Genomic DNA, 22203 nt, shown 5'->3' with positions numbered 1-22203 from the left:
ATGGCGAGGCCCTTTCTCCTCATCTTCCTCGCGACGCATTTCGCCACGAGACGGAATTGGCACCTTCCCGAGCTGGGAGCCTCGCTGCGGAATGCGAGATCAGCTGGAGGGTTGCCGGGGCTTCAACGGGCCGTTCCCTCTGCCCCTCTGGATGAGCGGTATGGCACCGGGCGGAACCGGGGCGTTTGTCGGCACAGCGTCGTCGGTACGTCGGTAAACATCGAGGTCGACCCCGACATACGACGGCCATGTGCGTTGTTCAAGACTGTAACCGAAGGCCCGGATGGTTGAGGTAGCCGTCCGATGCGCGAGATGGGTCACAGTGACCACAACAGGGGAGACACACAGGTGCTGGATGAGGTGGAGCGCTGGCTGAAGCGTCGCTCCTGGTCTGCCGACGACCGTCCGCTGGATCGCCTGCTGGCCGCGAAGCGGGCCGCGACGACGACGGTGAGCGTGGTCCTGCCCGCCCTGAACGAGGAGGCCACGGTCGGCGAGATCGCCGACACGATCCGGCGTGAACTGATGGGCGGGGCGATGCCGCTGGTGGATGAGCTGGTGGTGCTGGACTCCGGTTCCACGGACCGCACCGCGGAGGTCGCCGCGGCGGCGGGCGCCACCGTCGTCCCCCGCGACTCGCTGCTGCCCCGGCTGCCCGCGCTGCCCGGCAAGGGCGAGGTGCTGTGGCGGTCCCTGCTGGCCACCAGCGGCGACATCGTCTGCTTCATCGACGCCGACCTGCGGGAATTCGAGGCACGCTTTGTCTCGGGGATCGTCGGTCCGCTGCTGACCGACCCCACGCTTCAGCTGGTGAAGGGCATGTACGACCGCCCGCTCGGCGAAATGGCGGGTCAGGGCGGCCGGGTCACCGAGCTGGTCGCCCGCCCGCTGCTGAATCTGCACTGGCCGCAGCTGGCCGGATTCGTCCAGCCGCTGGGCGGGGAGTACGCGGCGCGCCGCTCGCTGCTGGAACGGCTGCCCTTCCCGGTCGGCTACGGCGTCGAGCTCGGGCTGCTGGTGGACGCGCTGCACACGGTGGGGCTCGACGCGCTCGGCCAGGTGGACATCGGGGTGCGCAAACACCGCCACCAGGACGGGCAGGCGCTCGGCCGAATGGCGGCCGCGATCTACCGCACCGCACAGCTGCGGCTGGCCCGGGGCCACTTGGTGCGGCCGCGGCTGACCCAGTTCGACCGGGGCGAGAACGGCTTCGAGCCGCGCACCACGGCGGTGGACACCGAGGAGCGGCCGCCGATGATCGAGATCCCGGAGTACCCGGCGCGGCGCGCGGCCTGACGCGGGGCGTGACCCCTGTGACCCCTGTGACCCCGGGGCCCGGGCCCCGGGCCCCGGGCCCGGCCAGGCGTCCACGGAGCGGTGGCATCCTGGCGGTTACGTGGCCGGAACCGGAATAGCACCTACGGGGCAAGAAACCGTACGTACGTTTGCGCGGGGCCGCGCCTGGCTAGGCTCGCGACATGGCAGTTCCGCGCACCGCTCCGATCCTGGTCGCGTCCAACCGCGGCCCGGTCTCGTACACCCTGGGCGAGGACGGCTCGCTCACCGCCCGGCGCGGCGGTGGCGGGCTGGTCTCCGGGCTCAGCGCGATCGGCCCCGAGTCGGGCGGGGTGTGGGTGTGCGCGGCGCTCGGCGAGGGCGACCGCGAGGCGGCCCGGCGGGCCGGGGACAGCCATCTGAACCCCGGTGACACCGGCGGCCAGCAGGTGCGGATGCTCGACATCGCGCCGGACGTCTTCGCCGCGGCGTACAACGGCGTCGCCAATTCGGTGCTGTGGTTCGTCCACCACCTGCTCTACCAGACCCCGGTCGAGCCGGTCTTCGACGCGGAGTTCGCCGAGCAGTGGGCGGCGTACGAGAGCTATAACGCGGCCTTCGCGGACGCGCTCGCCCAGGAGGCGGTGGACGAGGCCGTGGTCCTGGTGCAGGACTACCACCTGGCGCTGGTGCCCGCGATGCTCCGCGAGCGCCGCCCCGATCTGCGGATCGGCCACTTCTCCCACACCCCGTGGGCCCCGCCGGACTACTACCGGCTGCTGCCGGACGACGTCGCGGCGGGTGTGCTGCGCGGCATCCTCGGCGGCGACCGCGCCGCGTTCCTCACCGAGCGCTGGGCCACCGCCTTCGCCGACTGCTGCGCGGCGGTGCTGGGCGCGGAGATCGTCCGGGACGGAGACGGGGACGGGGACGGTAGCGGTAGCGGCGACGGTGGCGGCATGGTAACGGCCGTTCGCTTCGAGGGCCGGGAGACCCGGCTGGGCGTCCACGGCCTGGGCGCCGACGCGGACTTCCTGCGGGAGCGGTCGCGCCAGGCCGATGTGGACGAGCGGCTGAGCACTCTGCGGGCGCAGATCGGGCCCGGCCGGAAGTCGATCGTCCGGGTGGACCGCACCGAACTGTCCAAGAACATCGTGCGCGGGCTGCTGGCCTACCGGCGGCTGCTGGAGACCCGCCCCGAGTGGCGCGAGCGCGTGGTGCACGTGGCCTTCGCCTACCCCTCGCGCCAGGACCTCGCGGTCTACCGCGACTACACCGAGCGGGTGCGGCGGATCGCGGACGAGATCAACGAGGAGTACGGCACGGAGGGCTGGACCCCGGTCGCCCTGCATGTGAAGGACGACTTCGCCCGGTCCCTCGCGGCCTACCGACTGGCGGACGTGGCCCTGGTCAACCCCATCCGGGACGGGATGAACCTGGTGGCCAAGGAGGTCCCGGTGGTCTCCGAGCGGGGCTGCGCGCTGGTGCTGTCCCGGGAGGCGGGCGCGTACGCCGAGCTGGGCGAGGACGCGCTGGTGGTGAACCCGTACGACGTGGAGGGCACGGCCCGGGCGCTGCACGAGGCGCTGCGCATGAGCGACGACGAGCGCGCGGACCGCACGAAGCGGCTCGCCGCCGCGGCGACCTCGCTACCGCCGCAGGCGTGGTTCCTGGCGCAACTGCGAGCGCTGTGACGGCCCGGTCCGGGTGAGTAGCGCGACCCGGGCACCAGGCACGACCCGACTTACGGACGCGGCCCGGATGCCGGGCACGGCCCGGGCGCCGGGCGCGATCCGAATGCCGGGCACGGCCCGGGTGCCGGACGCGGCCCGGATGCCGGACGCGGCCCGGATGCCGGACGCGGCCCGGGTGCCGGGCACGGCCCGGATGCCCGACGCGGCCCGGATGCCGGGCACGGCCCGGATGCCCGACGCGGCCCGGATGCCGGACGCGATCCGGATACCAGGCGCGGCCCGACTTACGGACGCGGCCCGGATGCCGGGCGGGCGCTGTCGCGCCCGGCCCTACGCGGCGTCGTTGCCTACCGCGGCGGCCAGGGCCGACAGCAGGTCCACCACACCCGCCGGGCCGTCGACCACCAGGTCGGCCCGCTTGGCGAGCTCGGTCACCTCCGTGCTGCCGCTGCACACCAGCATCCCCGGCACGCCTTCCTCGCGCAGCCGCTCCACCGCCGCGAACGCGGCCAGGTCACCCAGGTCGTCGCCCGCGTAGAGCACCGCTTCCGCGCCCGTCCGCCGTACGTAGTCGATGAGCGCGACGCCCTTGTCCATGCCCGGCGGCCGCAGCTCCAGCACCAGTCGGCCGGGTTCGACGATCAGCCCATGACGCTCGGCGAGCGCGTGCAGCGGCGCGCGCAGCCGCTCGAACGTGGCCTGGGGGTCCTCGGCGCGGCGGGTGTGGACGGCGACGGCGCGCCCCTTGTCCTCGATCCACGTACCGCGCGAGGCGCCGTGCTCCTCGAGGACGGCGGGGAGTTCGGCCCGGACGGCGGCGACGCCGGGGTGCGGTTCGGGCGCCTGCACCTCGCCGCTGCCCGCGTCCCAGCGCTCGGCGCCGTAGAGACCGAGGACGACGAGCCCGTCCAGCCCCTCGGCCCCCGCGAAGCCGCCGTACCGTACGGCGATCTCGGCCGGGCGTCCGGTGATCACCGCGACGGAGCGGATCCGCGGGGCCAGCCGGGAGAGCGCGGGGACGGCGCCGGGGTGGGCGCGGGCCTGGTCGGGGTCGGGGACGATCTCGGCGAGGGTGCCGTCGAAGTCGAGTCCGACGACGGCGCGTCCGGGCCGTGCGAGGAGGGCTGCGAGGCCCTCACGGCCGGCGGAGGTGGTGGGTACGGGGACGGGGTGACTTCCCATAGCGCTGCCCATGGCGGCGACCCTACCGGGCCCGGCGGCGCGGCGGGCTTCACCCGGGCGTACCTCCGGTGAACGCCCCCGGCGCCCGGCCGATGAACGCGCCACGGACACCGAACGGCCCCACGGCCATCCCACCGGTGATCGGCCCCCACGGCCGTCCCGCCGGTGAACGGTTCCGGCCGTCCCGTCGCCCCGAGGCGCGTCAGCGCCTTCCGCGGCGCTCGTCCCTGATCCGGCGCAGCCGGTTGACGGTCACCGGGTCGTGCTCCAGAGCCCTGGGGTCGTCAAGCAGCGCGTTCAGCAGCTGGTAGTAGCGGGTCGGGGAGAGGCCCAGCCCCTCCCGTATCGCCCGCTCCTTGGCGCCGGGACCCGGCCAGCCGCGCCGCTCCACGGCGAGCACGGCCAGATCGCGCTCCGACAGCCCGGTATCCGCGCCCGGTTCCTCTTCCCCGACCCGGTCCACGGGTTCCCCGACCCGGTCGGCGGGGTCGTCGGAGGGGCCGGGGCCGGGCGTGTCCACTGTCATGCCCCCGCATTCTCCATGGCGTCGGCCTCGCGCTGGATCTGGCCCAGCACGCTCGCCGGGTCGCCGCCCTTGGCCACGGTCGAGCCGATCTTCTGCTTGATCAGCTTGCTGACCTCCGCCCAGGAGGTCTTGTCCGCCGGGTAGAACTCCGCGCTCTCCAGCTCGTCCAGGAACCGCCACAGCCGCTTGTACTCACGGTCGCCGCGCATCGTCTGCTCGACGGCGGTGGTCACCGGCAGCAGGTCGTACTCGGTGACGAAGTCCAGCACGTTGTTCTCGGTGTAGACGAAGTCGAGGAACTTCCCGATCTCCTTGCGGTGGCCGTTCTGCTTGAAGGCCATCAGCCAGTCGGCGACGCCCATCGTCGACGGGGACTTGCCCCTGCGGCCGGGCAGCGGCGCGGTGCCGTATGCGATGCCGTGGCCGGACGCCTGCTGCATCAGGGTGGGGTGGCCGTTGAGCATGCCGACCTCGCCCCGGGCGAAGGCGTCGAAGGTGTCCTGCCGGTTGGTGCGTGCCGGGGAGCCGGGGCCGGTGAGGTCCGCGCCGACGAGTTCGTCGCGCAGCCATTCGAAGGCCTCGATGTTCTCGGTGGAGTCGATGGTGTAGCTGCCGTTGGGGTCGGTGTAGCCGCCACCGCCGCTGAGCATCCACATCATGGCCTCGGCCTGGCACTCCTCGGGGCCGAGCGGCAGCCCGTACGGGATCTTCACCCCGTTGGCCTTGAGCCGGACGGCCGCTTCCTTGAGCTCGGCCCAGCTGGTGGGGGCGGAGGATATCCCGGCCCGGTCGAAGAGCTTCTTGTTGTAGAAGAGCAGCCGGGCGCTGGCCACGAACGGCACTCCGTACTGCACCCGCCGCACCTCACCCGCCTGGGCGATCGAGGTGATGAAACCGGCCTGGGTGGGGATGGAGAGCATCTCGTCGGCGCGGTAGAGCTTGCCCTGTGCGGCGTAGTCGGCGTACGCGCCGATCTGTGCGATGTCCGGGGCCTGACCGTTCTTGACCATCTCGGCCACCCGGCGGTCCACCTCGGTCCAGCTGTAGACCTTGACGTCAACCTTGAGGCCGCTGTTCTTGGCCTCGAAGGCCCGGACCACCTTGTTCCAGTACTTCTGGGAGCTGTTGGCGGTGCTGTCGCCGTAGTCGGCCGCGACCACCTTCAAGGTGACGTCACCGCCGGAGCCGGAGCTGTCGCTGCCACAGGCCGTGAGTCCTGGTGCCGTCGCCACCGCCGCGACACCCGCCGTTGTCAGACCCAAGAACCGTCGCCGCTGCACCGCTGTTTTCCCACCCTATGGCTTGTTTCATCCTCAAGGGTCCTCCCCCGAGGTCGAGCGAGTCTGCCTTGCAAACCTCCACAAGGTCTACACCATGGGCATATCGCTTCGGTATCGGAGCTCGATTGCCCAGGTGAGAGGGGTGCTACACGCGTAAGTGGGATGTGTCACCCAGTCACAAACGGAGGGATTGGTTCACACCAACTCCCCTGCGACTCCCCCGCAACTCCCCTGCGACTCCCCCGCGGACAACGGCGTGATCTCCCGACGAGAAGCGGCGAGTGGACTAGACCTCTCATGGTGGATCGCGCGAGACTGTTCCATGTGAAACACGTCATCGCCCTGGATGTGGGCGGCACCGGTATGAAGGCCGCCCTCGTCGGGGCGGACACCACACTCCTCCACGAGGCCAGGAGGCCCACCGAGCGGGAGCTCGGGCCCGAGGCGGTCGTGGCCGCGATCCTCGACTTCGCCGCCGAGCTGCGCGCGATCGGCGAACGGCGGTTCGGCGGGCCCCCGCTGGCCGCGGGGGTCGGCGTGCCCGGAGTCCTGGACGAGGACCGCGGGGTGGCCGTCTTCGCCGCCAACCTCGGCTGGAGCGACGTCCCGCTGCGGGCGCTGCTCACCGAGCGGCTGGGCGGGATCCCGGTCGCGCTCGGCCATGACGTCCGGCTGGGCGGGCTGGCCGAGGGGCGCATAGGAGCGGGCGAGGGCGCCCGGCGCTTCCTGTTCGTCTCCGTCGGCACCGGCATCGCGGGCGCCATCGGTGTCGACGGGCGCATCGACCCCGGGGCCCATGGCTCCTCCGGCGAGATCGGCCATATCGTCGTCCGGCCGGGCGGCGCCGCCTGCGGCTGCGGTCAGTCCGGCTGCCTGGAGACGCTCGCCTCGGCGGCCGCGGTGGGCCGCGCCTGGGCCGCCGCGAGCGGCGATCCGGCCGCGGACGCCGCCGACTGCGCCAAGGCCGTCCGGTCCGGCGATCCCCGGGCCGTGGCCGTGTGGGGGGAGATGGTGGGCGCGCTCGCCGACGGCCTGGTCACCGGCCTCACCCTGCTGGACCCCGGTGTGCTGATCGTCGGCGGTGGGCTGGCCGAGGCCGGGGAGACGCTGTTCGCACCGCTGCGCACCGCGGTCGAGGAGCGGCTCACCTTCCAGCAGCTCCCCCGTATCGTCCCGGCGGCCCTCGGGGACACCGCCGGCTGCCTGGGCGCGGGTCTGCTCGCCTGGGACCGACTCTCCACGGAGGTAACCGCCTGATGGTCCAGCGAACGCATCTCACCGGCGCCCGGGTGGTCCTGCCGGACGGCGTGGTCGACAACGGGCGGCTGACGGTCGAGGGCACGCGCATCACGGCGACGGGACCGGCGGCCGGAGCCGCGGGGGGACCGCCGGCCGGAGCCGCGGCGGGACCGGCGGCCGGACACACGGCGGGACCGGCGGCCGGGCCCGCGGCGGATTCCGCGTCCGGCCACGCGGCTTCCGGCGGCGAGCGGGCGCTCGACCTGGCGGGCGGGTGGATCGTCCCCGGCTTCGTGGATCTGCATGTGCACGGCGGCGGCGGTGCCTCGTTCTCGGCGGGCACCCCCGAGGAGGCCCTGACCGCCATTGGTACGCACCGGCGGCACGGCACCACCACGATGCTCGCCTCCACCGTCACCGGCGACCTGGACGACCTCGCCCGGCAGGCCGCCGCCCTTTCGGAGCTGGTGGAGCAGGGCGAGTTGGCGGGCATCCACTTCGAGGGGCCGTTCATCTCCCCCCACCGCTGCGGCGCCCACCAGCCCTCGCTGCTGCGCGCGCCGGATCCGGCGGATGTGCGCAAGCTGGTGGACGCGGCGCGCGGCACCGCGCGGATGATGACCCTCGCCCCCGAGCTGCCGGGCGGGCTGGAGTCCGTACGGCTGCTGGCCGACAGCGGGGTCATCGCGGCCGTCGGCCACACCGACTCGACGTACGAGGCGGCGCTGGAGGCCGTCGAGGCGGGCGCGACCGTGGCGACCCACCTGTTCAACGCGATGCCGTCACTGCTGCACCGCGCCCCCGGCCCGGTGGCCGCGCTGCTGGAGGACGAGCGGATCACCGTGGAGCTGATCAACGACGGCACCCATCTGCACCCCGCCGTCCTGGGGCTGGCCTTCCACCGGGCGGGCGCGGACCGGGTCGCCTTCATCACGGACGCGATGGGCGCGGCGGGCATGAGCGACGGCCGCTATCCGCTCGGCCCCATGGAGGTCGAGGTCAAGGACGGCGTCGCGCGGATCAGCGACGGGCCGACGGCCGGCTCCATCGCGGGCTCCACCCTCACCCTGGACCGGGCCTTCCGGCGGGCCGTCACGATCGACGGACTCGGCGTCGAGGCGGCCGTAAGGGCGCTGTCCACGACCCCCGCCCGGGTGCTGGGCATCGCCGACCGGGTGGGTTCGCTCGAGCCCGGCAAGGACGCCGATCTCGTCGTGCTCGACGACGACTTCCGGCTGCGGGGCGTGATGCGCCGGGGCGCTTGGGTGGTCCATCCCGAACTGGACTGAAGTGCCCTGTTTTCAGCTGGCGATGACGGTGTGTTGGCACAGTCCGACGCCGTCCGGAACGACGCGGAGGTCTGGGCCCGAGCCACTCGTTTTGGCATGATCGCTCGGGCACGGGAACGGGCGGGCACGACTCGGGATAGGCGCGATTCGGGCACGGCCCGGCACACAGTCGCATTCAGCACAGGAGTCTCCGTCCGGCGGGGGGACGGGAGAGGGGATGCCAGGGTGATCCTCACGGTCACGCTCAACACCGCCCTCGACGTCACCTACCGGGTGCCGGAACTGCGCCCGCACACCACCCACCGCGTCACCGAGGTCACCGAACGGCCCGGTGGCAAGGGCCTCAACGTGGCCCGGGTGCTGTCCGCGCTGGGGCACGACACCGTCGTCACCGGCTTCGTCGGCGGGGTCACCGGGGCGGTGCTGCGGCAGCTGCTCGCCGAGATCGCCACGCCCGGCGGCGGCCCCGAGGCCCCTCGCGGCACGATCACCGACGCGCTGGTCCCGATCGCCGGCACCACCCGGCGCACCATCGGCGTCGTGGACGCCACCACGGGCGACACCACCCAGCTCAACGAGCCGGGCCCGATCGTCACCACCCCCGAGTGGTCCACCTTCATGGACAGCTACGGCAGGCTGCTGCGCGAGGCGTCGGCGGTCGCGCTGTGCGGCAGTCTGCCGCCCGGGGTCCCCGTCGGGACGTACGCCCAGCTCATCCGGGAGGCGCATGCGGCGGGCGTGCCCACGCTGCTGGACACCAGCGGCGAACCGCTGCGCCGGGGCATCGCCGCCCGCCCCCATCTGGTCAAGCCCAACGCCGACGAGCTCGCCGGGCTCACCGGCTCCACCGACCCGCTGCGCGCCGCGCGCGACACCCGGCGGCGCGGGGCGCGCGCGGTGGCCGCCTCGCTCGGGCCCGACGGCATGCTCATGGTCACCGCCCACGGCGCCTGGCGCGCCACCCCACCGCGCCGGCTGACGGGCAATCCGACGGGCGCCGGGGACGCGGCGGTCGCGGGGCTGCTGTCCGGGCTGGTCGAGGAGGCGCCCTGGCCGGACCGGCTGGCCCGCGCCGTCGCCCTGTCGGCGGCGGCCGTAAGGTCACCGGTGGCGGGCGAGTTCGACCGTGCGGTCTACGACGAGGCGCTGACGCGAATCGAGGTCACGGAACACCCGGCGGCGGCCTGAGCGACCGCCGAGCACCGCCCGGCCCTACGGGCTGCCCGGCGGCTCCGCCACACGGCGGGGGCTCCGCCCCGGGACCCCGGGGTCTGGGGCGAAGCCCCACCCTCCAGCCCCTTCGGCGATTGAGGAGCGGGGCCCGGGGCGAAGAGCCCCACCTTCCAGCCCCGCCAGGGGGCACCTCCCAGCGGCAGCCGGGGGAGGGTGCGGAGCGGGGCCCGGGGCGGAGCCCCCCTCCCAGCCCCTCCGGCGCTCGAGAAGCGGGGCCCGGGGCGAAGAGCCCCACCTTCCAGCCCCTCCGACGCTCGAGAAGCGGGCCCCGGGGCGAAGCCCCCCACCTTCCAGCCCCCCCGGCGCTCGAGAAGCGGGCCCCGGGGCGAAGAGCCCCACCTTCCAGCCCCTCCGGCGATTGAGGAGCGGGGTCCGGGGCGGAGCCCCGGTTGCGGGAAGGGGCGGGGAGGGGAACAGCCCGCCGCAGGCGCGGCCCGGCTCTAGCCCTTGGCCTTGGCGAGCCACATCTGATCGAGATTGGCATCGCACTTGTCACCGGGGTCGCACGACAGGGTGATCGTATTGGTGCCCTTGGCGAGCTGGACGATCGACCAGGTCTCCGTCCAGCCCTTCTCGTAGTCGCCCTTCGGCCCGCCCGAGAAGTTCTTCATGTTGAGCGGCCGGGTCTCCTTCTTGCCGTTGATCGTCAGCGACATGCTCTGGTCCTCACCGGGCACGCCATAGGTGACGTACAGCCGGTAGGACTTCGCCTTGGCCACGTCCACGCTCCAGGTCGCGGACGAGCCCGGGGTGTTGAGCCCGCCGACGTAGGTGCCGCCCGCGGCCTTGGCGCCCTTGATGTCGCTCGCGGGGGCCGCGCCGCCGGTCAGCTTCATCTTCGCGGCGTCCTCGGTGGGCAGCTTCTCGTCGCCCGGACCCTTGGTGGGTCCGGAGGAGTCGCTGGGCCGGACGCTGGAGCCCGCCGTGGGCCCGCCGGTCGGGTCGGCCTTGTCGTCCTTCTTGTCGTCACCGTTGGTGATCATGGCGACGCCGATGCCCACGAGGACCACCGCGACCACGGCGATGGCGCCGATGAGCAGCCCCTTGTTGTTGGGGCCCCGGCCGCCTCCGCCATGGCCGCCGCGCGGGGCGGCCGCACCGGGCTGGCGGGGCGCGCCGCCGGGCAGGGTCTCGGGGGCGGCGTAGTGGGCGTTCTGCCGGCCGTAGCCACCCTGCTGACCGTAGCCCTGCGGCTGCTGGTTCGGGATCTGCTGCTGGCCGTAGTTGCGCTCACCCACCGCGCGGACCTGGTTGTACGAGGTGCGGGGAACCCCCGGCTGGGCCGGGCCTGGGTAGCCGTAGCCACCGGTGCGGGGGGCGGCACCCGGCTGGCCCGACTGACCGCCCTCGTTCCCTTGATCGCCCTCCGAGCGATACAGGTACGCGAACGGGTCGTCGTTCTCCGGTGTGCCCGAGCCGTTGTTGCCGGCCGTCATCCCTCGTCACTCCCCTATGCATATGGCCATCGGCGCGGGATCAGAACGCGCCACGACAGCTCATATCAGGGTCGAGAGGGCCTCAACAGGGCGTGTGCTGTCCGGATGGCCAATATTCATGATCGGTTCACTGTCGGCGGCAGGGCCGCATCGGCGCAGCCTACCGCGACCGACCGCCCCCCTACCTCATCCGGCCCGGCGGCGCTCCTTGGAGCGGGACCGCTTCTCGATGTACATCCGCTGGTCAGCGGAGTGCAGAACTTCTTCGGCCGACATTCCGCAGCCCGCCCAGCCGATACCGAAGCTGGCACCGACCCGGACCGCCCGGCCGTCCACCCGGATGGGCGGGGTGATCGCGTTCCGCAGCCGCACCGCCAGGTCAGCCGCGTCGGCCCGGCCGAGGCCGTCGGCGAGGACGACGAACTCGTCACCGCCGAGGCGGGCGACCGTGTCCCCTTCCCGCACTCCGTTGGTCAGCCGCCGGGCGACCTCGATGAGCACGGCGTCGCCCGCGTGGTGCCCGAACCGGTCGTTGATGGACTTGAAGCCGTCGAGGTCGCAGAAGAGCACCGCGAGCCCCTTGTGGCCGTCGTCGATGTCGGAGTCCTCGTTGGGCGGGACGGTGTGCACATGGCCGTCGAACGGGGCGGTCTCGACCGGCGGCGGGGTGCCGAAGCACTCGAACTCGTCGAAGCCGTGCAGATGCCCCGCCGCGTCCACATAGACGCCGCCGGCGCCCGCGACACCGCCGTCCGCGGCGCCCCCGTCCTCGTACCCCCCGCCCGGCCGGGGCGGGGTGGCGCACAGCCGGGCGGCGAGCCGGGCGCGCAGCTCGGCGCTGTTGGGCAGGCCGGTCAGCGAGTCATGGCTGGCACGGTGGGCGAGCTGGAGCTCATGGCGCTTGCGCTCCTCGATGTCCTCGACATGGGTGAGCAGGAAGCGCGGGCCGTCGGCGGCGTCGGCCACCACCGAGTTGCGCAGCGAGACCCAGACGTACGAACCGTCGCGGCGGGCCAGCCGCAGCTCGGCGCGGCCACCCTCGGCGGAGGTGCGCAGCAGGGTGCCGATGTCCTCGGGGTGGACCAGGTCGGAGAAGGAGAAGCGGCGCATCGCGGAGGCCGGACGGCCCAGCAGCCGGCACAGGGCGTCGTTGGCGCGCAGCAGCCGGCCGTGCTGATCGCCGCCCATCTCGGCGATGGCCATACCGCTGGGCGCGTACTCGAACGCCTGCCGGAAGGACTCCTCGCTGGCGCGCAGCGCCTGCTGCTCGCGCTCCAGGCGCAGCAGGGCGCGCTGCATGTTGCCGCGCAGCCGGGCGTTGCCGATCGCGACGGCGGCGTGGAAGGCGTACATCTGGAGGGCCTCGCGGCCCCAGGCGCCGGGGTGGCGGCCGTTGCGCGGTTTGTCGACGGACAGGACGCCGATGAGCTCGCCGCCGGAGGCGCCCGCCGCGTAGAGCGGGGCGAACAGGCGGTCCATCGGATGCCATTCGTCGGGGAAGCGGGGCGCGGGTCCCGGGGTGTGCCACTGCGGGACGTCGTCGTCGTCGAGGACCCAGCCCTCGCTGTACGGGATGAAGCGCAGATCGCCCCAGCGCTCGCCCATGGACAGCCGGCGCTCCCAGGAGGAGCGGGGGCCGACCCGCCCGGCCATCAGCGCCTCGGCCCCGGCGCTGCCGCCGACGGCGGCGACGACGAGGTCACCGTCGGGGCGGACGAGGTTGACGGCCGACAGCTCGAACCCGAGCCCGGCGATGACGCCGTCGGCGACGGCCTGAAGCGTGTCGGCGAGGCTGCGGGCGGTGTTCAGATCGGCGACCACCTGGTGCAGCTGCCGCAGGGTCGTAAGGCGGATGTACGGCTCCGACTCGGTCTCCATCGATCGCACTCCCCCGAGACCTCGACAGCAAACTCCTGGCGTCTTGTCGTCCGATTGCCACGGCCACTGAATCACAGCGAGCTGCCCACTCGGTACACAGGGTCAACAATTACTGCCTGCTGTGACTCATGTCACAGACCGTGTTCACTTCTTCAACAGAGCGGGTGGGAGCGCTCCTAGTTTTTGTGATCGCAAATCCCGGAATGCGGGCGCCTGGCCTTGCAAGGCGGCCGCCCGGGGCGCCCCGACACCCCCGCCCCGGCACCGGGCTTACGGCCCGCGACCTACGCCCGGAGTGGTCCCCGGGCCCGATGCGGGGACCGGCCGCGGGCGGTTAGCGTCGAAGGGTGTTCCCGACGACTCCTTCCAGCCCAGCCGAGCCCGCCGTCCCCCATGCTGGTGGGGTGAGCGAGGACGAGTTCCGCACCGCGATGTCGCGGTTCACCGCGGGTGTGGTGCTGGTGACCGCGCACGACCCGGAGGAGGGGCCGCGCGGCGAGGACGTCGGCATGACGGCCACCGCGTTCATGTCAGTGTCACTTGACCCGCCGCTGGTGATGGTGAGCGTTCGCAACGGGTCCCGGATGGACGAGCTCCTGGAGCGACAGCCCCACTGGGCGGTATCGGTCCTGTCGGAGGGTCAGCGGCATATCGCGGGACGATTCGCCATGAAGGGGCGCATCAGCGACAGATTGCTGTTCGAGGACATGTCCGTGGTGCGGGGCGAGCATACGGACGCGCCGCTCGCGGTGGGCGCGCTGGCGACGGTGGAGTGCCGCACCGAGCAGCGGATGACGGCCGGGGACCACACGCTGGTGGTGGCCCGGGTGCTCGCCGCGGCGGCACCGGCCGCGGAGGGCGGGCCGCTGACGTACTTCCGGGGGCGCTACCGGGCGCTGGGGTGAGGGGCACCGAAGACATGGCGACGGGGTGAGGGGCACCGAAGACATGGCGGCCGGGTGAACGGTGACCGGCGGCCCGGCCCGGGCACGTCCGGCCCGTCGCCGCGTCCGGCCCGGGGCTATGTCCAGCCCCGCCCCGTACGCCCCCGCTTGACCTCGCTCCGCTGCTTCTTCTCGCGCAGTCGCCGCTCGTTGATGCCCCGGGGGATCCGGGTGGGGCGGCGCGGCTTGGGCGGTGGCGCGGTCGCCTCCGCGAGCAGTGACGCGAGCCTTACGGCGGCCGTCTCGCGGTTGCGCCACTGCGAACGGTGCTCGGAGGCCCGTACGGTCACCACCCCGTCCACCAGCCGGCCCGCCAGCCGCTCCAGGGCGCGCTCCTTCCATACGGGCGGCAGCGCCTCGGTGCGGGCGAGGTCGAAGCGCAGCTCGACCTGGCTGTCGCTGGTGTTGACGTGTTGTCCACCGGGCCCGGAGGACCGCGAGAAACGCCACATCAACTCGGCCTCCGGCAAGAAGACCGAACCTCGGATGACATAGGGCGCGGGCATGTCCCCCATGGTCGCCTGCCGACCCCGGCGGCGTCATCTCGTTATCTCGTCGTACCCCGACATCAGGGTTTGGCAAAGAAAGTAAAGAGAGCTGGAACCTGTCGGGGCGTTCATGGCGTTGTGGAGGGTGACGACGGCTTCGCCCGTCGCCTCGGACCATCGAGACCACGAAAGGGACTCCCCATGGCTGTAAGCCTGTCCAAGGGCGGCAACGTCTCGCTCACCAAGGAGGCACCGGGCCTGACCGCCGTCACGGTCGGCCTCGGCTGGGACGTCCGCACCACCACGGGCACCGACTTCGACCTCGACGCGAGCGCCATCGCCGTCAACACGCAGGGCAAGGTCTACTCCGACCAGCACTTCGTGTTCTTCAACAACAAGTCCACTCCGGACCAGACCATCGTCCACACCGGTGACAACGTCACCGGCCAGGGCGAGGGCGACGACGAGCAGATCAACGTCAACCTGGCCGGGCTGCCGGCCGACGTGGAGAAGATCGTCTTCCCGGTCTCGATCTACGAAGCCGAGTCCCGTAGCCAGAACTTCGGCCAGGTGCGGAACGCGTTCATCCGCATCGTCAACCAGGCCGGCGGCACCGAGATCGCCCGCTACGACCTGAGCGAGGACGCCGCCACCGAGACCGCCATGGTCTTCGGCGAGCTGTACCGCAACGGCGCGGAGTGGAAGTTCCGCGCCGTGGGCCAGGGCTACGCCTCCGGCCTGGTGGGCATCGCCAAGGACTTCGGCGTCAACGTCTGAGGTTCCACCAGCGCACCACCACCGAGGGCCGCCCCGCACCCGGGGCGGCCCTCGCCGCGTCCGTGGCCATGTCCCCGCTGAAGCGGAGCGGGGTCAGAACTCGCTGGTGTCCAGGTCGAACCCGAGGGGTTCGGGCAGCGACAGCGGCTGGGAGATGTCGACCTCGACCTTGCGGGTGTACCTCTTCCCGGCGGGCAGGGAGTGCAGCACGGCCTGGTTCCGCTCCCGGTCGATCAGCAGGTAGAACGGAATGCCCGCCGCCGCGTAACCGCGGAGCTTGGGGCCCCGGTCGTTGTCGGCGGTCGAATGTGATGTGACCTCGCCGACGAGCATCACCGCCCCGGGGTCGTGATACTCCAAGGAGTCGTCAAAGCTCCCCTTGGGCGCGATGACGATGTCCGGAACGACCTTGCCGGTGGCCGAAGCTCCAGGAACGAGAAGCCCAAGCCCAGTCCGCGTCCGCAGTTCCTTGTTCGTGCGACGACTGGTCACCTGATCCGCGACCTCGGACACAATCTCTTCGTGCTCGCCATTAGCGGGAGGCACCACGTGGATTTCCCCTTCGATCAGTTCCACGCGCCATCCCTCGGGGGCTGCCGCGCTCAACGCCACGAAGGCTTCCTCGACCGATGAAGCGGTGCTCTCGCCACTGTCCGTGCGCGCCTCGCGCTCGGGGGCCGTCAGTGCCACGGTGGACCTCCTTCGTACGGAGCGATGCTTCCAGCGTAGGCGAGCGGTCTCGGGCGACTGAGCCCGTTGTCACCCTTTCGGGGGGCGATCAGCGCTTGCGCCGAAGGCACCCGAGACCGCCTGGGCCAGGGCCTGTTTGCGGCGGGTGTGGGCCCTGGGCGGGTCGTCGGGGGTGGCGGTGGCGGAGAGGCCGGCGGCGGACCAGGTCAGGGCCATGGCCAGCACCAGCGCGAGGACGTCCTGGGGGTCGATCGCGGCGGTGACATGACCGGCGCGCTGGGCCTCGGCGATCGCCTGGAGTTTGACGGTGACCGCCGATGACTCGGTCACCTGGTTGTCGGTGACCACTCCTTCGAGCCTCGCCCAGGCGGCCAGGCGGACCAGCTCCGGGCGTTCCAAGGCGGCGTCGTAGAGCCGCACGGCGTACCGGGGGAGGTCGTCGGCGGTGAAGGGCACGGCGTCGACGACGGCGTCGGCGTGGAGGCGGAAGACGGCGCCGAAGAGGCCGAGTTTGTCCCCGAAGTAGGCGTACAGCTGCGCCTTGTTGACGCCCGCGGCGGCCGCGATGCGGTCGACCCGGGCGCCCGCGATGCCATGGGCCGCGAAGTCGGCGGTGGCCGCGTCGAGCAGGCGGCGGCGGGTGGCATCGCTTTTCCGGGGAGACACGGGGCTCAGGTTACCAACTGGTTAGTTGCCAGCGCTGGGCGTGGGCGCGTAGCGTACAAAAATCCAACCAACTAGTTAGTTAGAAAAATGAGGTGGGGACGCATGACCGTGCGCGCGTACGCGGTGGAGAAGGCCGGTGGGCCCGTACGGCCGCTCGAGTACGAGCCGGAGCCCCTGGGGCCGCTGGAGGTCGATGTCAGGGTGACGCACTGCGGCGTCTGCCAGACCGACGTCGGCCTGGTGGACGACGTGTACGGGGTCTCCCGGTTCCCGGTGGTCGCGGGGCATGAGGCGGTCGGCGTGGTCGAGGCCGTGGGCAGCGCCGTCGACGGCACGCGGCTGACCGTCGGCCGGCGCGTGGGCGTCGGCGCGGTGGCCGGGGCGTGCTTCACCTGCGAGTGGTGCCTCACCGGTCGGCAGTTCCTGTGCCCGCACAAGGACGACACGGCGCTGCGCGGCGACCGCGGCGCGTTCGCCACCCGGGTGCGGGCGAGCGACTGGCGGTATGTCCAGCCCCTGCCCGACACCCTCGCCTCCGAGCACGCGGCGCCGCTCCTGTGCGCCGGGATCACGGTCTTCTCGGCGATCAGCCGGAACGGGGTCCGGCCCACGGACCGGGTCGCCGTGGTGGGGGTGGGCGGCCTGGGCCACCTCGCGATCCAGTTCCTCGCCAAGTGGGGCTGCCATGTGACCGCCATCTCCTCGACGGCGGCGAAGGCGGACGACGCCCGGCGCTTCGGCGCCCATGAGTTCATCGTCGCGGAGGAGGGGCTCGAGCGGGCCGCGGGCTCGTTCGACTTCATCCTCTCGACCGTCTCGGCCGATCTGCCGTGGGACGCGTACCTGGCGGCGCTGCGCCCGCAGGGGACGCTGTCCGTGGTCGGCGTTCCCCACGAATCGTTCAACATTCACCCGTTGAGCCTGCTGCCGGGCGAGAAGCGGCTCGTCGGCGGCGTCGTGGGTTCGGCGGAGGAGAACCGGCAGATGCTGGACTTCGCGGCGCGGCACGCCATCCGTCCGGTCGTCGAGACGTTCCCGGTCACACGCATCGGCGAGGCGCTCGACCACGTCCGGCACGGACGCGCGCGCTACCGGGCGGTGCTGGAGTTCTGACCGCGCCTGCGGGACACCCGGTCGCGCACGGCCCACCGCACAGATCGTCTTCTCGTCGCGTACACGGCAACACACCCCAACTCCGCGCTCCGCGGCCGCCGATCGCCCCGCCGCGCTCGTCACCTGGGCGATCGGCCGGGACCTGCCCTCGCCCCGACCGGAGGCACCGACGTGGCGGGGGCATGACGTAGGGGCATAAGTCGGCATCAACCAGCCGTTGTTGCCTCATGCCTCGCTGACCGAATTCGCCCCTACTTGAACAACGTCGAGTCAAATTCTTGTTACGCGCCTATCCCAATCGATCGTTCAATGACAATCTCTGGTCGGCCCGCCGCGCGTCTTCTGACTCCGCGGTAAGGCCCTCATGCACCTCTCTGTGCACCACTCGCACCAACTCCTGCTCGACCGGACGGCCCACCCATGGCCGGCCGTACCCCCTACACAGGGCCGCGACCCGGCGGCCCCAAGGCAAGGAGACCGAGTGAGACCCATCGCTTCCTCCCCCCGTAAGAAGACCGTCCGCGTGGCGGCGCTCGTCGCCTCCGCCGCCATGGTCGTCATAGGCGTGCAGACCGGCCAGGCCAGCGCCCAGCCGGAGCACTCCCGCGAGGCGGGCGCCACGGCGCTTCCGCTGTCCGCGGGCGAGCGCGCCACCGCGATCAAGGCGGCCCAGGCCGACGCCTCCGCGCAGGCCGAGTCCCTCGGGCTCGGGGCCAAGGAGAAGCTCCTCGTCCGCGACGTCATCAAGGACGCGGACGGAACCGTTCACACCCGCTACGAGCGCACCTACGCGGGACTGCCCGTCCTCGGCGGCGACCTGGTCGTCCACGAGAAGACCAGCGGCGCGCGGTCCGTCAACAAGGCCACCGACGCGCGGATAGCGGTCAAGAGCACCGACGCCGCCGTGGCCTCCTCGGCCGCCTCCGGCACCGCGCTGAAGGCCGCGCCGAAGGCCACCACCGGTGAGAAGGCCAAGTCGCCACGGAAGGTGGTCTGGGCGGCCACCGGCAAGCCCGTGCTGGCCTGGGAGACCGTCGTCACCGGCACGCAGGCCGACGGCACCCCGAGCGAGCTGCACGTCGTCACCGACGCCACCACGGGCAAGAAGCTGTCCCAGTGGGAGGGCGTCGAGACCGGCACCGGCACCAGCAAGTACAGCGGCACGGTACCCCTGGGCACCACCAAGAGCGGCTCCACGTACAGCCTCACCGACTCCACCCGGGGCAACCACAAGACGTACGACCTGAACCAGGGCAGCTCGGGAACCGGCACCCTGTTCACCGACGCGGATGACGTATGGGGCGGCGGGCGCCAGACCGCCGGCGTCGACGCGCACTACGGCGCGGCCGAGACCTGGGACTTCTACAAGGAGTTCCTGGGCCGCAACGGCATCAAGAACAACGGCGTGGGCTCGTACTCCCGCGTCCACTACGGCAACAACTACGTCAACGCCTTCTGGCAGGACTCCTGCTTCTGCATGACGTACGGCGACGGCTCGGGCAACGCCAACGCGCTGACCGCGATGGACGTGGCCGGCCACGAGATGAGCCACGGTGTGACCGCGGCCACCGCGAACCTCAACTACGCCGGTGAGCCCGGCGGTCTCAACGAGGCCACCTCCGACATCATGGCCACCGCGGTGGAGTTCTACTCGGGCAACTCCGCGGACGTCGGTGACTACCTCATCGGCGAGAAGATCAACATCAATGGCAACGGCACCCCGCTGCGCTACCAGGACAAGCCCAGCAAGGACGGGGCGTCCAAGGACTACTGGTCCTCGACGCTCGGCAACATCGACGTCCACTACTCCTCCGGCCCCGCCAACCACTTCTTCTACCTGCTGTCCGAGGGCAGCGGCGCGAAGGTGATCAACGGCGTGAGCTACAACAGCCCGACCTACGACGGCTCGACCGTCACCGGGATCGGCCGGGACAAGGCCATCAAGATCTGGTACCGGGCCCTGACCACGTACTGGACCTCGACGACCAAGTACGCGGGCGCCCGCACCGGCACTCTCAGCGCCGCGTCCGACCTCTACGGGGCCAACTCCACCGAGTACAAGGCGGTCGCCGCCGCCTGGACCGCGATCAACGTGAAGTAGTCCCCGGGGTACGTCCGGAAGAAGCCTGAGCGGGCCGCACCGGGAGACCGGTGCGGCCCGTTCCGGACGGGCCTCGTCATCCCTGTCGTAGCCGCTGGTCGGCACTTACGCTGCTGTCATGACTCAACAGGTACGCGGCGTGGTAGCCCCCGGCAAGGGCGAGAAGGTCAGGATCGAGACGATCGTGGTGCCGGACGCCGGCCCCGGCGAGGCGGTGGTGCGGATCCAGGCGTGCGGCGTCTGCCACACCGACCTGCACTACCGGGAGGGCGGGATCAACGATGAGTTCCCCTTCCTGCTCGGCCATGAGGCGGCGGGCACCGTGGAGTCCGTGGGCGAGGGCGTCACGGAGGTGGCCCCCGGCGACTTCGTGATCCTCAACTGGCGCGCGGTCTGCCACGAGTGCCGGGCCTGCCGCCGCGGCCGCCCCTGGTACTGCTTCAACACCCACAACGCGAAGCAGCCCATGACCCTGACCGACGGCACCGAGCTGTCCCCGGCGCTCGGCATCGGCGCGTTCGCCGAGAAGACGCTGGTGGCGGCCGGGCAGTGCACCAAGGTCGACCCCTCGGCCTCGCCCGCCGCGGCCGGACTGCTCGGCTGCGGGGTGATGGCCGGCATCGGCGCCGCGCTCAACACCGGCAACGTCCAGCGCGGTGACTCCGTCGCCGTGATCGGCTGCGGCGGGGTCGGCGCCGCCTCGGTCGCCGGGGCGCGGCTGGCCGGGGCCGCGAAGATCATCGCGGTGGACCTGGACCAGCGGAAGCTGGAGTGGGCCCGCTCGCTGGGCGCCACCCACACCATCGACGCCAAGAGCTCCGACGTCGTCGAGTCCGTCCGCGAGCTGACCGACGGCAACGGCGCCGACGTCGTGATCGAGGCGGTGGGCCGCCCCGAGACGTACAAGCAGGCGTTCTACGCCCGCGACCTGGCCGGCACCGTCGTCCTGGTCGGCGTCCCCACCCCCGAGATGAAGCTGGAGCTGCCGCTCCTGGACGTCTTCGGGCGCGGCGGGTCGCTCAAGTCCTCCTGGTACGGGGACTGTCTGCCGTCCCGCGACTTCCCCATGCTGATCGACCTCTACCAGCAGGGCCGCCTCGACCTGGACGCGTTCGTCAGCGAGACGATCGGGCTCGAGGACATCGAGGAGGCGTTCGCCAAGATGCACCGCGGTGAGGTGCTCCGCTCGGTGGTGATGTTCTGATGACCCCTCCGCCCGTACGCGTCGACCACCTCGTCACCTCCGGCACCTTCTCGCTGGACGGCGGCACCTGGGAGGTGGACAACAACGTCTGGCTGATCGGCGACGACCACGAGGTGTACGTGATCGACGCCGCGCATGACGCCGACGCCATCGCGGACGCCGTCGGCGGCCGCCGGCTGCTCGGCATCATCTCCACCCACGGCCACGACGACCACATCGACGCGGCCCCCGCGCTCGCCGAGCGCACCGGCGCGCCGATCCTGCTGCACCCCGAGGACGAGGTGCTGTGGCGGATGCGCCACCCGGACCGCGCCCCGGACAAGCCGCTGGCCGACGGTGACGTCCTCACGGTCGCCGGGACGCGGCTGCGGGTGCTGCACACCCCCGGCCACTCCCCCGGCGCCGTCTGTCTCTACGCACCGGAGCTGACCACGGTCTTCTCCGGGGACACCCTGTTCCAGGGCGGCCCGGGCGCCACCGGGCGCTCGTACTCGTCCTTCCCGACGATCATCGAGTCGATCCGGGAGCGGCTGCTGACGCTGCCGCCGGAGACGGTGGTCCGCACCGGCCACGGCGACTCCACGACCATCGGGGACGAGGCCCCGCATCTGGAGGAGTGGATCGCGCGCGGGCACTGATTCCCGCGGTCGGTCCACCCCCGGTCCGCGGGGCCGCGCTCACCAGACCGCTGCCCCGCGGACCGTCTCGGCCACCGCCGCCGGGCGCTGGAAGGAGCGGTCGCAGTAGACGAGCGGGTCGTCCTCGCCGACGTGGGCCGCCACGACCCGGCCGATGAGGACGGAGTGGTCGCCGCCGTCCACGACGCGGTGCAGTGAACAGGCGACCCGGGCGACCGCCTCCGGTATGCCCGGCAGCCCCAGCTCCATCGGCAGGGCGTCGCCCGCCGCGAACCGGTCCGCACCGGAGGCGGCGAACCGCCTCGCGATGTCCGCCTGTCCCTCCGCCAAGATGTTGATCATGAAACTCTCGGCGGTGGTGAACGCCTCATGGGTGCTCGCGGTCTTGCCCAGGCAGATCAGCACCAGTGGCGGGGTCAGGGACAGCGAGCTGAACGAGCTGCCCGTGAACCCCCATCTGCGTCCGGACGCGTCGACCGTCGTGGCCACCGTCACGGGGGCGGGCACCCGGGCCATGGCCCGGGTGAACTCCTCAGAGGTGATGGTCATC

General features: G+C 72.0%; 20 protein-coding genes and 1 riboswitch. Of the genes, 11 read left to right on the top strand and 9 right to left on the bottom strand.

Translation table 11 applies throughout. The annotated features are described in order from the left end of the window. Positions 1-16: 16 nt before the first annotated feature. A riboswitch (SAM riboswitch) is annotated at positions 17-158 on the bottom strand. Positions 159-348: 190 nt separating this feature from the next. Continuing rightward, entirely contained in the window at positions 349-1296 is a 948-nt protein-coding gene (locus tag ABD329_RS27165; RefSeq protein ID WP_198279545.1) for a glucosyl-3-phosphoglycerate synthase, read from the top strand. A 182-nt stretch (positions 1297-1478) separates the two neighbouring features. Then, a complete protein-coding gene (locus ABD329_RS27160) occupies positions 1479-2969 on the top strand; it encodes an alpha,alpha-trehalose-phosphate synthase (UDP-forming) (protein WP_198279546.1) in 1491 nt (496 codons plus the stop codon). Positions 2970-3299: 330 nt separating this feature from the next. Here ABD329_RS27160 and otsB read toward each other — a convergent pair whose 3' ends face one another. The 3 genes from otsB to ABD329_RS27145 all read right to left on the bottom strand — a co-directional run bounded on the left by otsB (position 3300) and on the right by ABD329_RS27145 (position 5957). Further along, complete coding sequence (otsB, locus tag ABD329_RS27155; protein WP_344317048.1) at positions 3300-4151, bottom strand: trehalose-phosphatase; 852 nt, start codon at positions 4149-4151, stop codon at positions 3300-3302. A 202-nt stretch (positions 4152-4353) separates the two neighbouring features. Then, complete coding sequence (locus tag ABD329_RS27150; RefSeq protein ID WP_198281011.1) at positions 4354-4677, bottom strand: DUF3263 domain-containing protein; 324 nt, start codon at positions 4675-4677, stop codon at positions 4354-4356. Beyond that, positions 4674-5957 carry an extracellular solute-binding protein gene (locus ABD329_RS27145; protein WP_198281012.1) on the bottom strand — a complete coding sequence of 428 codons (1284 nt, stop codon included), beginning with the start codon at positions 5955-5957 and terminating at the stop codon, positions 4674-4676. The genes ABD329_RS27150 and ABD329_RS27145 overlap by 4 nt, the downstream gene beginning before the upstream one ends. A 324-nt stretch (positions 5958-6281) precedes the next feature. Between ABD329_RS27145 and ABD329_RS27140 the strand changes: the two genes are divergently transcribed. The 3 genes from ABD329_RS27140 (at position 6282) to ABD329_RS27130 (ending at position 9673) form a co-directional block, all read left to right on the top strand. Continuing rightward, a complete protein-coding gene (locus tag ABD329_RS27140) occupies positions 6282-7214 on the top strand; it encodes an ROK family protein (protein ID WP_198281013.1) in 933 nt (310 codons plus the stop codon). Next, entirely contained in the window at positions 7214-8485 is a 1272-nt protein-coding gene (nagA, locus tag ABD329_RS27135) for an N-acetylglucosamine-6-phosphate deacetylase (RefSeq protein ID WP_198281014.1), read from the top strand. The genes ABD329_RS27140 and nagA overlap by 1 nt, the downstream gene beginning before the upstream one ends. Positions 8486-8710: 225 nt before the next feature. Continuing rightward, positions 8711-9673: a 1-phosphofructokinase family hexose kinase gene (locus tag ABD329_RS27130; RefSeq protein WP_198281015.1), complete on the top strand. Its 963-nt coding sequence runs from the start codon at positions 8711-8713 to the stop codon at positions 9671-9673. 485 nt (positions 9674-10158) lie between these two features. On the opposite strand, the gene ABD329_RS27125 is transcribed toward ABD329_RS27130, so the two are convergent. Further along, the gene (locus ABD329_RS27125) at positions 10159-11154 is read right to left on the bottom strand and encodes a carbohydrate-binding protein (RefSeq protein WP_198277729.1); all 996 of its coding nucleotides are present in this window, start codon (positions 11152-11154) and stop codon (positions 10159-10161) included. A gap of 186 nt (positions 11155-11340) precedes the next feature. Then, on the bottom strand, positions 11341-13032 hold the full coding sequence (gene cdgB, locus ABD329_RS27120) for a diguanylate cyclase CdgB (protein ID WP_198277730.1): 1692 nt from the start codon (positions 13030-13032) through the stop codon (positions 11341-11343). Between the two features lie 404 nt (positions 13033-13436). Here cdgB and ABD329_RS27115 point away from each other — a divergent pair, with 404 nt between their 5' ends. Then, complete coding sequence (locus tag ABD329_RS27115) at positions 13437-13937, top strand: flavin reductase family protein (RefSeq protein ID WP_198277731.1); 501 nt, start codon at positions 13437-13439, stop codon at positions 13935-13937. Between the two features lie 116 nt (positions 13938-14053). On the opposite strand, the gene arfB is transcribed toward ABD329_RS27115, so the two are convergent. Beyond that, positions 14054-14491 carry an alternative ribosome rescue aminoacyl-tRNA hydrolase ArfB gene (gene arfB / locus ABD329_RS27110; protein ID WP_138915090.1) on the bottom strand — a complete coding sequence of 146 codons (438 nt, stop codon included), beginning with the start codon at positions 14489-14491 and terminating at the stop codon, positions 14054-14056. Positions 14492-14665: 174 nt separating this feature from the next. Here arfB and ABD329_RS27105 point away from each other — a divergent pair, with 174 nt between their 5' ends. Further along, complete coding sequence (locus ABD329_RS27105) at positions 14666-15241, top strand: TerD family protein (protein WP_037956321.1); 576 nt, start codon at positions 14666-14668, stop codon at positions 15239-15241. 93 nt (positions 15242-15334) lie between these two features. Here the strand turns inward: ABD329_RS27105 and ABD329_RS27100 are convergent, their stop codons facing one another. Together ABD329_RS27100 and ABD329_RS27095 are read right to left on the bottom strand one after the other, a co-directional pair. After that, positions 15335-15931 carry a Uma2 family endonuclease gene (locus tag ABD329_RS27100; RefSeq protein ID WP_078642106.1) on the bottom strand — a complete coding sequence of 199 codons (597 nt, stop codon included), beginning with the start codon at positions 15929-15931 and terminating at the stop codon, positions 15335-15337. Positions 15932-16000: 69 nt separating this feature from the next. Continuing rightward, positions 16001-16597 carry a TetR/AcrR family transcriptional regulator gene (locus ABD329_RS27095; protein WP_198277732.1) on the bottom strand — a complete coding sequence of 199 codons (597 nt, stop codon included), beginning with the start codon at positions 16595-16597 and terminating at the stop codon, positions 16001-16003. Between the two features lie 102 nt (positions 16598-16699). Here ABD329_RS27095 and ABD329_RS27090 point away from each other — a divergent pair, with 102 nt between their 5' ends. From ABD329_RS27090 to ABD329_RS27075, 4 genes are all read left to right on the top strand, one after another. Next, positions 16700-17710 carry an NAD(P)-dependent alcohol dehydrogenase gene (locus ABD329_RS27090; RefSeq protein WP_198277733.1) on the top strand — a complete coding sequence of 337 codons (1011 nt, stop codon included), beginning with the start codon at positions 16700-16702 and terminating at the stop codon, positions 17708-17710. A gap of 481 nt (positions 17711-18191) precedes the next feature. Beyond that, positions 18192-19811 (top strand): M4 family metallopeptidase, encoded by a 1620-nt coding sequence (locus ABD329_RS27085; protein ID WP_198277734.1) that lies wholly within the window; start codon positions 18192-18194, stop codon positions 19809-19811. A 118-nt stretch (positions 19812-19929) separates the two neighbouring features. Next, positions 19930-21015 carry an S-(hydroxymethyl)mycothiol dehydrogenase gene (locus ABD329_RS27080; protein ID WP_198277735.1) on the top strand — a complete coding sequence of 362 codons (1086 nt, stop codon included), beginning with the start codon at positions 19930-19932 and terminating at the stop codon, positions 21013-21015. Further along, positions 21015-21653 (top strand): MBL fold metallo-hydrolase, encoded by a 639-nt coding sequence (locus ABD329_RS27075; RefSeq protein WP_198277736.1) that lies wholly within the window; start codon positions 21015-21017, stop codon positions 21651-21653. Before ABD329_RS27080 ends, ABD329_RS27075 begins: the two co-directional genes overlap by 1 nt. Positions 21654-21692: 39 nt before the next feature. On the opposite strand, the gene ABD329_RS27070 is transcribed toward ABD329_RS27075, so the two are convergent. Then, complete coding sequence (locus tag ABD329_RS27070; RefSeq protein ID WP_198277737.1) at positions 21693-22202, bottom strand: flavin reductase family protein; 510 nt, start codon at positions 22200-22202, stop codon at positions 21693-21695. Position 22203 lies beyond the last annotated feature (1 nt).

It is taken from the genome of Streptomyces javensis (genome assembly GCF_039525925.1).
GTDB lineage: Bacteria > Actinomycetota > Actinomycetes > Streptomycetales > Streptomycetaceae > Streptomyces > Streptomyces asiaticus.
Note: the sequence above shows the minus strand (reverse complement) of the source record. Positions and strands in the feature narration are given on the sequence as shown.